Origin of the sequence: Streptomyces sp. NPDC058880, from assembly GCF_042742535.1 — a bacterium.
In the GTDB taxonomy this organism is placed as follows: Bacteria; Actinomycetota; Actinomycetes; order Streptomycetales; family Streptomycetaceae; genus Streptomyces.
Genome location: NZ_JBHYMC010000009.1, coordinates 28824 through 40156 on the forward strand (window position 1 = coordinate 28824; position 11333 = coordinate 40156).

11 protein-coding genes are annotated in these 11333 nt (G+C 72.2%); 6 read left to right on the forward strand and 5 right to left on the reverse strand.

Going from position 1 to position 11333, the window contains the following annotated elements; all coding sequences use genetic code 11:
* The first annotated feature begins 61 nt into the window (after window positions 1-61).
* Entirely contained in the window at window positions 62-940 is an 879-nt protein-coding gene (locus ACFW2G_RS07725) for a LysR family transcriptional regulator (protein ID WP_384445155.1), read from the forward strand.
* 66 nt (window positions 941-1006) lie between these two features.
* Here ACFW2G_RS07725 and ACFW2G_RS07730 read toward each other — a convergent pair whose 3' ends face one another.
* A complete protein-coding gene (locus ACFW2G_RS07730; RefSeq protein WP_037916532.1) occupies window positions 1007-1660 on the reverse strand; it encodes a TetR/AcrR family transcriptional regulator in 654 nt (217 codons plus the stop codon).
* Between the two features lie 105 nt (window positions 1661-1765).
* Here ACFW2G_RS07730 and ACFW2G_RS07735 point away from each other — a divergent pair, with 105 nt between their 5' ends.
* Window positions 1766-2863, forward strand: coding sequence for an FAD-dependent monooxygenase (locus ACFW2G_RS07735; RefSeq protein ID WP_384584904.1), 1098 nt, complete (start codon window positions 1766-1768; stop codon window positions 2861-2863).
* Between the two features lie 72 nt (window positions 2864-2935).
* On the opposite strand, the gene ACFW2G_RS07740 is transcribed toward ACFW2G_RS07735, so the two are convergent.
* Together ACFW2G_RS07740 and ACFW2G_RS07745 are read right to left on the reverse strand one after the other, a co-directional pair.
* On the reverse strand, window positions 2936-5077 hold the full coding sequence (locus ACFW2G_RS07740) for a putative bifunctional diguanylate cyclase/phosphodiesterase (RefSeq protein WP_384445361.1): 2142 nt from the start codon (window positions 5075-5077) through the stop codon (window positions 2936-2938).
* A 95-nt stretch (window positions 5078-5172) separates the two neighbouring features.
* Window positions 5173-6003 carry an SAM-dependent methyltransferase gene (locus ACFW2G_RS07745; RefSeq protein WP_037918130.1) on the reverse strand — a complete coding sequence of 277 codons (831 nt, stop codon included), beginning with the start codon at window positions 6001-6003 and terminating at the stop codon, window positions 5173-5175.
* 871 nt (window positions 6004-6874) lie between these two features.
* On the opposite strand from ACFW2G_RS07745, the gene ACFW2G_RS07750 reads away from it, so the two are divergent.
* From ACFW2G_RS07750 to ACFW2G_RS07760, 3 genes are all read left to right on the forward strand, one after another.
* Entirely contained in the window at window positions 6875-7024 is a 150-nt protein-coding gene (locus ACFW2G_RS07750; RefSeq protein WP_157840166.1) for a hypothetical protein, read from the forward strand.
* Between the two features lie 31 nt (window positions 7025-7055).
* Window positions 7056-7826, forward strand: a complete 771-nt coding sequence (locus ACFW2G_RS07755; RefSeq protein WP_384584901.1) for a hypothetical protein — start codon at window positions 7056-7058, stop codon at window positions 7824-7826.
* A 183-nt stretch (window positions 7827-8009) separates the two neighbouring features.
* Window positions 8010-8696 (forward strand): hypothetical protein, encoded by a 687-nt coding sequence (locus tag ACFW2G_RS07760; RefSeq protein WP_384445162.1) that lies wholly within the window; start codon window positions 8010-8012, stop codon window positions 8694-8696.
* A gap of 103 nt (window positions 8697-8799) precedes the next feature.
* On the opposite strand, the gene ACFW2G_RS07765 is transcribed toward ACFW2G_RS07760, so the two are convergent.
* Window positions 8800-9318 carry a hypothetical protein gene (locus ACFW2G_RS07765; RefSeq protein ID WP_384445164.1) on the reverse strand — a complete coding sequence of 173 codons (519 nt, stop codon included), beginning with the start codon at window positions 9316-9318 and terminating at the stop codon, window positions 8800-8802.
* Window positions 9319-9693: 375 nt separating this feature from the next.
* Between ACFW2G_RS07765 and ACFW2G_RS07770 the strand changes: the two genes are divergently transcribed.
* Window positions 9694-10356 carry a class F sortase gene (locus ACFW2G_RS07770; protein ID WP_037916520.1) on the forward strand — a complete coding sequence of 221 codons (663 nt, stop codon included), beginning with the start codon at window positions 9694-9696 and terminating at the stop codon, window positions 10354-10356.
* 34 nt (window positions 10357-10390) lie between these two features.
* Here the strand turns inward: ACFW2G_RS07770 and ACFW2G_RS07775 are convergent, their stop codons facing one another.
* The gene (locus ACFW2G_RS07775; protein ID WP_384445166.1) at window positions 10391-11305 is read right to left on the reverse strand and encodes a polysaccharide deacetylase family protein; all 915 of its coding nucleotides are present in this window, start codon (window positions 11303-11305) and stop codon (window positions 10391-10393) included.
* Window positions 11306-11333: the final 28 nt, after the last annotated feature.

An 11333-nucleotide genomic window follows, 5' to 3' on the forward strand; every position in this document is an offset into this window, starting at 1 on the left:
GTAAGGAGGCAGCCCCGGAAGGTCCAAGACATGATGTCGGTCATCTTGATAGACAGGCCCTATGCAGTTTCAGCAGCTCCTCTACTTCGTCGCCGTCGCGGAGACCCGGCATTTCACCCGGGCCGCGGAGCGGGTGCACGTGGCCCAGCCATCGCTCTCCCAGCAGATCAAGGCGCTGGAGCGGGAGCTGGGGGCCGAGCTCTTCAGCCGCGCCCGGGGCAACATCGCGCTGACGGACGCGGGTGAGACCCTGCTGCCGCTGGCGCGGCGGATCCTGGCGGACGCGGACACGGCGCGGCTGGAGGTGCAGGAACTGGCGCAGCTGCGACGGGGGCGGATCCGGCTGGGGGCCACCCCGAGCGTGTGCACGGGTTTGCTGCCGGGTGTGCTGCGGGCCTTCCACACCGCGCATCCGGGGATCGAGCTGCTGATCGAGGAGAGCGGTTCGCTCGACCTGGTACGGGAGCTGGCGCGCGGGGCTCTGGACCTGGCGCTGATCGCGCTGCCGCTACCACCCTCCGCACCGGCCCTGACGACCGTGGAGCTGCTGACGGAGGACCTGGTAGTGGTGTCTTCGACGAAGCTTCCGGCGCCCGGCGGGGGCAGGGAGCTGACCATCGCCGCGTTGCGCGACGAGCCGATGGTGATGTTCCGGCACGGCTATGACCTGCGCGAGCTCACCGTGGCGGCCTGCAGGGCGGAGGGCTTCGAGCCCACCTTCACCGTGGAGGGCGGCGAGATGGACGCGGTGTTGGGCCTCGCACGGGCGGGTCTGGGCGTGGCGGTGGTCCCGGCGATGGTGGTGGCCAACGCGGGCCCGGGCCTGCGGACCACGCCGCTGGCCGGTTCGCCGCTGCGCCGGACCATCGCACTGGCCCACCGCACCGATGTGGATCCGCCGCGCGCGGCACGCGAGCTGCAGCGCATGCTGATGGCGTGACCCTGGCGCAGACCCCGCGGCCGGGGCGGGCGGAGGCCTCGCCCGGATGTTTGCGCGCGGATCGCCTCAGGCGGGGACGTGCGGGGCGGCGGGCAGGAGCCGGTCGAGGCCGTCCGCGAGCATGCCGAAGGCGAGGTCGGCGTCGGCCACGGCGGCCGGGTGGGCCTCGTCGGCGCTCTGCCCGGCATCGAGCCGCTGCCAGTTCTCCCGCCCCAGCTCGTGGCGGACCGCCACGAGGTGGACGGCCGCCAGCCTGGCCGCGAGCGGCGGGGCCGACTCCGACTCCAGGGCGGCGGCGAGCAGCTCGACCTCACGGTCGGCATAGTGGGCCAGGCGGGATTCCAGGCTGGCCGTGGAGTAGAGGAGCCGCTGGAACGCGAGGACCTCCGGATGGTCGCAGAGCCCGGTGATCGGGTCCCGCTCGGCGAGGGCCGTCAGGAAGTGGTCGTGTACGGCACGGACCGGCGACCGGCCCGCCGGCCGGTCGCGGACGATACGCGCCGCCTCGTCCTGGTGGTCGGCGAACCGGTCGAGGAGCAGGTCCTCCTTGGTGGGGAAGTAGCGGAAGAGGGTGGGTTTGGACACCTCGGCAGCCGCGGCGACATCGGCCACCGACACGGTGTCGAAGCCCCGCTCCAGGAAGAGTTCCAGCGCCGTGGCCGCCAGCTGGCGGCGCGTACGGAGCTTCTTGCTCTCGCGCAGACCCGTCGTGTTCTCCATGCGCACACCCTAACACACACATGAGACCGGGTAAGTTTTTTAACCGGGTTGCATTTTCTGTCGGGAGCGGCTTTCCTTGAAACACCGACGAGGAGAGGACTTCCGATGAACCGCACCTGTGCGACCGCGGCAACCGACGTACTGATCGCCGGCTCGGGCCCCACCGGGCTGACACTCGCTTGTGACCTCGCCCTGCGCGGCCGCTCCGTCCGCGTCATCGAACGGCGCACGGAACCGCACCGCGAATCCCGGGGCAAGGGGCTCCGGTCCGGCAGCCTCGCGATCTTCCGGGAGCTGGGCCTGGCCGAGCCCCTGATCAGCACCGGCATCGCGGGGGTGGTCCTGCGCAAGTACTTCGACGGCGAGCACATCAACGACACCCCCACCCCGTCGGACGCCGGCATACTGATCGGCCAGTGGCAGATCGAGGAGGCGCTGCGCGACCGGCTCGCCGGACTGGGCGTGCGCGTGGAGTACGGGGCCGAGCTCGTCGGCATCACCCAGGACGAGGAAGGGGTGCGCGCCGAACTGGCCGACGGAAGCGTGGTCGCGGCCCGCTATCTCGCCGGGTGCGACGGCGGCCGCAGCACCACGCGCAAGCTGCTCGGCATCCCCTTCGAGGGGACCGGGCAGAAGGAGCCGGCCATGGTCATAGGCGACGTCAGGGCGCCGGGGATCGACCGGGACGTCTGGCACCAGTGGTTCACCTCGGAAGGCGGCGGGATGCTGCTCTGCCCGATGCCGGGGACGGATTCCTTCCAGCTCCAGGCGTCGCCCGAGCGGGACGAGCACGGCGAACCGCTGCCGCCCTCCTTGGAGAGCTTCCAGAGGATCTTCGACCGGTGCGCACGGGTACCGGGCATCCGGCTCCAGGACCCCACCTGGCTCTCCTCCTGGCGGGTCAACGTCCGCATGGCCACCCGGATCCGGGAGGGCCGGGTCCTGCTCGCCGGTGACGCCGCCCACGTGCACCCGATAGCGGGCGGGCTGGGCATGAACACCGGCATCGAGGACGCGGCCGCGCTCGGCCGGGCCCTGTCCGCCGCTCTCGCCGGGCCCGACACGGAGACGGCGCTCGACGCGTACGAGGCGGAGCGGCTCTCGGTGGCCGCGGGGGTCTTGGCCGACACGGCCGAGCGATACCAGAGGGTCGTCGAAGCCGTCCGGACCCCTGGCAGCGGGACGGAGGCCGGACTGGACTGAGCGGACGCCGCACATCGGAGCCGGACGCCGCAGCAACCTCCCTGCCCGGGCCGCCGCGGGCCCGGGCAGAGGTCAGGAGGGCGTGGGCACCGCGTCCGAGAGGGACAGGGCGTGGATGCGGTCGGGGGCGCCGGGGCGGGCGTAGTACCAGCCCTGGGCGGTGTCGCAGCCGAGCGCCCGCAGCTGAGCAGCCTGTGCACCGGTTTCCACACCCTCGACGGTGACGGCGAGTTCGAGGCTGTGGGCCAGGGCGACGATCCCTTCCACGATCTTGACGTCGACCGGGTCGGCGGGCTGCTGCTGCATCCCCCGAGTGAAGGAGCGGTCGAGCTTGAGCACGCTGACCGGCAGGCGGCGCAGATTGGCCAGGTTGGAGTACCCGGTGCCGAAGTCGTCGAGGGCGATGTCCACGCCGAGTTCGGCCAGGCGGCGCAGCGGCTCCAGCAGTTCGTCGTCCGCGCCTATCAGGGCCGATTCGGTAACCTCCAGGCACAACGCGCCCGGGGCGAGGCCGGAATTCTCCAGCACCGCGACGGTGTCGGCGACCAGGCCCGGGTGGTGGAGCTGTGTCGGCGACAGGTTGACGTTGATCCGCAGGGCGGAGCCCCCGTGCTGCCGCTGCCATGTGCGGGCCTGGCGGACCGCCTCCTCAAGGACCCACCGGCCGAGGGGCACGATCAGCCCGGTCCGTTCGGCGAGCGGGATGAAGCGGTCGGGGCCGAGCACCCCGTACTGCGGGTGGGACCATCGCACCAGGGCCTCGGCACCGTGCACCGAGCCGTCCCGCAGGTGGACCAGCGGCTGGTACTCGATGAAGAACTCGCCGCGCTCCAGAGCCGCCGGAAGCGCGTTGGTCAGTCCATGCCGGGTGATCGCGCGGGCGTCGGCCTCGGCGTCGGCGAACTCGAAGCGATTTCCGCCGGCGGCCTTGGCCCGGTACATGGTGATGTCGGCGCTGCGCAGCACCTCGGCGGGGGTACGCTCCCCGGCCCGGCCCTCAACGATGCCGATGCTGCCCCGGACCGTGAGCTCCCGGCCCTCCAGGCGGATCGGCGCCGAAAGGGCCGTGAGGATGCGGACGGCGAGGTCGGTGACCTCCTGCTCGGTGTCCGGGCCCGTGGTCAGCGCGACGAACTCGTCGCCGCCGAGCCGGGCGACGACCTCGCCGGGGCCGGTGGCGCAGCTCTGCAGCCGGTCGGCGACCTCCACCAGAAGCCGGTCGCCGGCTGAGTGCCCGAGGCTGTCGTTGACGGCCTTGAAGCCGTCGAGGTCGAGGTAGCACAGACCGTAGCGGTCGCCGCCGGAACTGCTGAGGGCCTTCTCCAGACGCTCGAAGAACAGCGTCCGGTTCGGCAGTCCGGTGAGGGCGTCGTGGGTGGCCTCGTAGCGCAGGCGCAGGTTCAGCAGCCGGCGCTCGGTGGTGTCCTCCATCAGCGCCAGCTGGTACTGCGGCTTTCCGTCGGCGTCGCGCAGGAGTGACACCGTGAGGTTGGTCCAGAGCACGGTCCCGTCGTGGCGGTAGTACGGCTTCTCCACCCGGTAGCTCTCGCGCTCGCCGCGCACCAGCTCGCCGTACATGCGCCAGACGTGGGGGGTGTCGTCGGGGTGGCCCCACTCGCTGACGTTGCGGCTGCGGACGTGCCCCTCCAGACCTCCGAACATCTGCAGGAGGGTGTCATTGACCTCCAGGACGTTCCCGTCGAGATCGGCGATGCCGATGCCGACGGCGGCGCCCTCGAAGACCGCGCGGAAGCGTTCCTCGCTCGCGTGCAGGGCCTGCTGGGCATCGGTGCGGGCGGTCAGCGCGGAGCGCGCGATGGCCTCCTGTTCGCTCAGGGTGCGCTCGCGCAGCGCCCTGGCGTAGCCGGCGGCCATGGCGTGCTGGAGCCGGGCGCAGCGCGCGTGGTATTCGGCGGTGGCTTCCACCCCGGAGCTTTCGAGTCCGTCCGGGCCGCAGTAGAGGACCAGGTAGGACTCGATCACGCCGAGGGTGCCGGCCAGGGCCTCGGGGTCGGTGCAGTGCACGGCGACGAGTTCCGCCCCCACCCGTTGGGCGACGGCGGCGTCGAAGGGCCTGGCGTGCAGGGCCTCGGTGAGGGTCCGGGTGAGCGGCACGAGGTGCCGTTCGAACTCGGGCCGGGTCAGCGAGGTCGCGGTGACCGGGAAGATCGCCCGCCCCCAGATCGTCGCGAACCGTGCGATTCGGTCCTCGATGCCGCCGTCCGGCGCCGCGGGGTGCGCGGCCGGTACGGGAGCGGCCGCGGGCGCCGCAACGGTGCTCGACGCACCCGCCGTCTGTGCCGGTAGTCTCACGCCTTGCGTCCCACGCCTGCATAGCCCGAGAAGGCGTAGGGGTCCTCCGGGGTCTCGCCGTCCTCCCCGCCCTCGGCCTGGTCCGGGCGCCAGTCGGGCATGGACACCAGGCCGGGCTCCACCATCTCGAATCCGTCGAAGAAGCGGCCGATCTGCTCCCCGGTGCGCATGACGAGGGGGTTGCGGATGTCCCGGTAGACGCCGACGGCGCCGCCCGCGACCTCCTCCGTGAGCGGGATGCCCTCGTAGGAGGCGTGCGTGAGGATCAGCAGACTGCCGGGGGCCAGCGCCTCGCGCAGTTCGGCCACGGCCTCGTACGGATGGTCCGCGTCCTCGAGGAAGTGCAGGACGGCCACGAGCAGCAGGGCGACCGGGCGGTCGAAGTCGAGGAGCCGCCCGGCCTCGGGGGCGGCCAGGATCTCCTTCGGCCTGCGCAGGTCCGCAGCGACGACGCCGGTGTCCTCGTCGTCCATGAGGACGGCCTGACTGTGCGCCACGGCCACCGGATCGTGGTCCACGTAGACCACGCGGGCCCGGGAGCTGGCACCCTGGGCGATCTCGTGGACGTTGCCGAAGGTGGGGATGCCGGAGCCGATGTCGAGGAACTGCGTGACGCCCTCGGCGACGGCGTGCCGGACGGCACGGCGCATGAACGCCCGGTTGGCCTGCATGATCTTGGGCAGGCCCGGCATGAATTCCATGGCACGTCGGGCCGCCTGGCGGTCGACCTCGAAATTGTGGGACCCGCCAAGGTAGTAATCGTAGATGCGGGACACGCTCGGCACCGATATGTCGATGCCTGGCGGGGCCCAGGCGGGGCGCTCCATCGGGATCTCCAAGCGTTGTTCCTGCGGCGGTCCGTGCGGGGTCGGACTCCTGTCCGAGCCGAATGTACTGATCATTGACCAACAGGGCGAGCAAAAGCGGAAATTGGCGATCCGTTCTTCGTCACACACCAAAGTCGCCCAGCGGCGCCCCGGCGCAAATGACCGGTACCGACAAATCCCTTTTGGGAATTGACCGGATGATGATCTTACTCGTCTGCAACCGCTCCACGGCTGGCTCAAACCTTTCCGATGCGCACTCCACACGTTCAGGCGAACGGAGGCCGAGCCCCGCGTGCGCGGGGGCGCGCGGGCCCATGCTCCCCGGGTGAACAGAGCCTGTGCCAGGCGCCTGCTGGCGGTCCCGGTCCTGTTGTGGGCGGCCCTGGCCGCCACCCCGGCCGTGGCTGATAGCAGCGCCTACCCGACGACCGGCCACGGCGACGGCCAGCATGCCGCCGCAGTGCTCGCGGTGGCCTTCGGCGACGGCCGTGGGCGGCGGCCGGGTGGTGGACATCACGGTGAGGAGCACCGCTCCGACCACGCAAGACACCGTGGTGACGGGCGGGGCGGCGGGCATCATGGCCGCCCCCACTGCCCGCCCCCGCCCCCGTGTCCGCCGAAGCCGCCGAAGCCGCCGCCGAAACCCACGCCGCCACCCGAGCCGGAGCCCACCGTGCCACCGCCGAAACCCGCGCCGAATCCGGTGCCGCCCCCGCCTCCGCCGCCACCCCCGAAACCCGCACCGTCAGCGCCGCCGAAGGCCGCGGCCGGGCCCGCGCCCAAGCCCGCCCTGCCGGCACCGGCCCGGCCGAAGCCGCCGCCCGCACCCCCCGCCGCGAAGCCGCCCCCGCCGCCGCCACCGGCCCCCGCGGTGGCCGCCCCCGCCCCGAAACCGGTGGTCCGCCCGGTGTACCGCGCGGCGACCCGCAAACCGGCCGAGCACCACATCTCGCCCGTCACCTTCACCCTGATGACCGCGGCTCCCGCGGTGCTCGCGATCGTCGCGCTGCGCCCCCGGTGATCCGCCCGACGTCGAACGATCTGGAGTCCACTTGTCGGAATGGCTCGTCCTGTCCCTCGCGATGGCCGCGGCCTGTGCCGTGGTGCTGTCCATCGCCTTCCTCAACCACCGCAGGATCGGCGAGGACGACAATCCGAACGAGACCCCGGACGTCATCGAGTACATGACGATGATGATCGGGGTGATCTACGCGATCGTGCTGGGGCTGGCGATCGCGGGCGTGTGGGAGGGCCGCGGAGCCGCCCAGGAACACGTACGCCAAGAAGCGCAGGCCCTGCACGAGATCAGCGTCCGCTCCCAGGTCTACCCGGCCGAGGTGCGGGCGAAGATCCGGTCCGGCGTGGACGCCTACGTCACCTACGTGGTCGACACCGAGTGGCAGGCGATGGTCGACAAGGGCGAACTCACCGACCGCGGCGGGGAACTGCTGGAGCGCATCCGCCGGGACGTCACCGACTACGAGCCGCAAACCGACCACGAGGGGCAGGCCTACCAGCCGCTCGTCGACCAGGTGGCGGTGGCCGACGACGCCCGCAACGCACGCGGCGCGAGCGCCGGGGCCACCATGCCGGGCGTGGTCTGGTTCGGGCTGATCATCGGAGCGCTGGTCACAGTGGGCCTGATCTTCACCCTGCAGATCAGGCGGTCCTTCCGGGAGATGCTGCTGGCCGGGCTGTTCAGCGCGCTGATCGCGTTCCTGCTGTTCCTGATCTGGGACTTCGACGCGCCGTTCGGCCGCGGCATCTCGGCCACCGCCGAGCCGTTCCTCACGCAGTTCTCCCACCTCGGCCTCGGCGGCTGACTGCGCCCGGCAAACCGGGGACGGACCTCCCGTCCCCGGTTCGGCCTACGACCATGCCCCATTCGCCCGTTCCTGATCGCGGGCCCCGGCACCCGCACCTAGCGTGGCGGACATCGAGGCGCACGACCCCCCACGTGCGGAAACCGTTCCGCGGCTGCTCCTCGGGGATCCGGAGAATCAACCATGGGTGCGATACGTACCTCCGCCACCGCCCTGCTGAGCGCCGGCGCCACGTTCGCCGTACTCACGCTCGGAACCCTCGGCGCGCCCGCCGCGTCCACGGCCGAGAGCCCGCCCGGGGCCCAGGCCGGAGCACAGGCCGAGAAGCATGTCGGGGCACGGGGCGGCACCCCGGCCCAGCCACGGGCCGGAGCCCGGGCCCCACAGGTCACTTCGTTCGGTTTCACCCTCACCCCCTCGACCGTCGCCCCCGGCGGCCAGGTGGTGCTCGCGGTCAGCGGCTGCAACGCCGCCTACTCCACGGCCTCCTCCGGTGTGTTCGACACCGTGAGCATCGCGCGCGGCCAGAGCGTACGGGCCACCGTGGACCGGGACGCCCGCCTCGGGGCCGTCTACTCCGTCTCCTTCACCTGCAACGGCGAGACGGGCTCGGCCGACCTGACGATCGCCGGCGGCACGAGCAGGCCCACCACCAGTTCCACGAGGACCGCCACGGCGACGGCGCCCGCGGCGAACACCGTCACGACCCCGCTCGCCACCACCTCCGCCCGCGGTGTCCGCGGCGGCCTGGGCGGCAGCGCGGCCGGAATGGATCCGGTGGAACTCGGTGTGGGTGCGGCCCTCTTCCTCGCCGCCGCGGGCGGCACCGCGTACGCCCTGCGCCGCAGGGCGTCCCACCGCGGTCACTGAGCACCAGGTCGCCCCCTCCACCGCCGGTCGCCCCGGGCCCTCGGGGAGGGCTCGGGGCGACCGGCGGGAGCCGATGGTGCCTGACCGGGGGGGGCCGGATCGGTCAGCTCCGTCCCCGGAGCGGACGGCGGCGGCGCATCACGTGGGCGCCCGCTCCCAGGGCGGAGACCCCGACCAGGCCCGCTCCGATGGCCGTCTCGGCGGTGGACGGGCCGATGGAGCCGCCGATGCCGCCCTGGGAGGGGTTGCCCTGGAGGATCCGGAAGCGGGCCGTGGCGACCAGGTTGCTGTCGTTGCACTTGACCGACAGCGTGTGAGTGCCCGGCGAGGCGTGGTTGAAGACCCGCACGGTGGCGAAGCCGATCGACCCGGCGGACAGGTTCGCGGGCGGAAAGTTCCCGTGCGAGGCGACGGTACCGCCGTGACCGCAGCCCGCCGCGCTCACCTGCATCGTGGATCCCTGGTGCACGGCGTACGGGTTCACCGAGATGTTGCTGGGGCCGTTCCCGCCCCCGTTTCCGCCCCGACCCCCGGGGTCCTGGTTCGCGGAGGCGAGCGGGGCACTGACGCCGAGGACGGCACAAGCTGCCGCCGTCACGGTAAGAGCGCGCAAGACACGCATGGTGGAACCTCCAGCGGGAAGCGCCCCGGAGCGTCGGCCCCGGATGATCGACGAGAACGCCTCCCACGTCGAACCCTCGGGTCGTCCCGCAACCTCCGCACTTCCGGCTTTGGGCCGCCCGGTTGAGCGACACGCCGGAGCGCGGACGGTCTGGCTGACGGATCCGCAGGTCACGACCCGTCAGTCATTTATGTGACGATTACCTGGATGGGCGCATCCCTTCCGGCGCCCTCCCACCGCCCCCGCGGCCGCGGCCACCCGTTCGCCGCTCCCCCCTCGCCGACCCGCCGCCCCGGCCTTAGCGTGCGGGGAACAGGGCGTACCGGGGTGGGACAGGAACGCGGGTCGGGACCCCCGCGTCGGGAAGGGAGAACGATGGGCGAGGACGAGGCAGGGCAGTCACGAAGGCGCTCACCGTGGGGCGTCATCGCCCTGGTCATGCTCACCGGCCTCGCCATGGTGCGGAACGGCGTGAACATGGACGGCGGACCGCCCCAGCCCACCGCGGCCTCGGCCGTCGCGGTGACGGCCGACCAGTTGCCGGCGAATCCGCCGAAGCCGCCACCGGACATGGAGTTGCTGGAGCACTCCTCGGTGCAGCGCATCCGCATTCCCACGATCAGCGTGGACGCGCCGGTGATGACGGTCGGGCTGGACGCGGAGGGCTGGATCGACGCACCGCCGCCGCAGGACCGCAACCTCGCCGGCTGGTACCTCAACGGCATCTCGCCGGGGCAGCGGGGCTCGGCGGTGATCGTGGGCCACGTGGACAACGCGCAGGGTCCGGCGGTCTTCTACGGGCTGGGCTCGGTCAAGCCGGGCAACCACATCGAGGTGGAGCGCTACGACGGGCGCACGGCCGTCTTCGAGGTGTACGGGGTGGAGGTGTTCTCCAAGGACGCCTTCCCCGGGGCTCGCGTGTACGGGGACACCGGGCACGCGGAACTCCGCGTGATCACCTGCGGCGGCGGTTACTCCAAGGCCCGCGGGTACGACGGAAACGTGGTCGTCTTCGCACGGATGGTGGAGTCCCGCTGAGGCGGGGCCGGGGCCGCGCGGCCCCGGCCCCGCGTCAGTGCAGCGCCGCCACGGCGGACAGGGTGGGCAGTGTCATCCGGTACCCCCGGGCGAGCAGTTGGGGCAGGTAGGAGTCGATGGCCCGAACGCTCTGCGACCGGTTGCCGCCCGCGTCGTGCGACAGCACGATCGCCCGGGGCCCCGCGCCGCGCAGGATCCGGGAGACGATCGTCGTGACACCCGGCTCCTCCCAGTCCAGGCTGTCCACGGTCCAGGCGAGCGGCTCCATCCCCAGCTCGGCCCCGATCTCGAAGGCGGCCCGGTTCCACGCTCCGTAGGGCGCCCGGAACCACTGCGGCGCTTCGCCGACGACCTGCTGCACGATCTCGCTGGTGCGGCCGATCTCTGCGGCGAGGGCGGGCCGGCTCAGCTTGGGGATGTGCGGGTGGGTCCAGGTGTGGTTGCCGATGACGTGTCCCTCGGCGGACATGCGGCGCAGCAGGTCCCGGTTCTCCGTCGCCATCTCCCCGCAGACGAAGAACATCGCGCGCATGTCGTAGCGGCGGAGGGTGTCGAGGATGGCCGGGGTGTAGCGGGGGTCCGGTCCGTCGTCGAAGGTGAGCACCATGGAGCTGTCGGTGCCCGCGCCGGCCGGGAGTTCCAGGATGGGCCGGGTCCGCACGGCCGGCTTCACGGCCGCGGGCCGGGCGGGGGCGTCCGCCGTCATGGGGCGCAGCCGGTAGGCCTTCTCGGGCAGCGCCCCGGGGAGTCCGCCGGGGCCCGCCGCGAGGTTCGGACCGGGTCCGGCGGCGGGCCCCGGTGCGCCGCCCGCGCCCGGTGCACCGGGCACCGTGGGTGCACCACCCTCGGTGCCGTTGCCCGTGGTGATCAGTCCGGCGGCCGCGACTCCGAGGAAGACGGCGGTGCGCAGGAGCACACGCCGCCCTACTGTCGGCTCGTCTTTTTTCATTATTACTACGTATCAACGGCATCCCCGC

Bases quoted from the DNA above. Each gene is read 5' to 3' on its own strand.
- ACFW2G_RS07775 (WP_384445166.1), bottom strand. From the start codon at position 11,305: ATGAAAAAAGACGAGCCGACAGTAGGGCGGCGTGTGCTCCTGCGCACC.
- ACFW2G_RS07765 (WP_384445164.1), bottom strand. From the start codon at position 9,318: ATGCGTGTCTTGCGCGCTCTTACCGTGACGGCGGCAGCTTGTGCCGTC.
- ACFW2G_RS07745 (WP_037918130.1), bottom strand. From the start codon at position 6,003: ATGGAGCGCCCCGCCTGGGCCCCGCCAGGCATCGACATATCGGTGCCG.
- ACFW2G_RS07760 (WP_384445162.1), top strand. From the start codon at position 8,010: ATGGGTGCGATACGTACCTCCGCCACCGCCCTGCTGAGCGCCGGCGCC.
- ACFW2G_RS07735 (WP_384584904.1), top strand. From the start codon at position 1,766: ATGAACCGCACCTGTGCGACCGCGGCAACCGACGTACTGATCGCCGGC.
- ACFW2G_RS07770 (WP_037916520.1), top strand. From the start codon at position 9,694: ATGGGCGAGGACGAGGCAGGGCAGTCACGAAGGCGCTCACCGTGGGGC.
- ACFW2G_RS07725 (WP_384445155.1), top strand. From the start codon at position 62: ATGCAGTTTCAGCAGCTCCTCTACTTCGTCGCCGTCGCGGAGACCCGG.
- ACFW2G_RS07730 (WP_037916532.1), bottom strand. From the start codon at position 1,660: ATGGAGAACACGACGGGTCTGCGCGAGAGCAAGAAGCTCCGTACGCGC.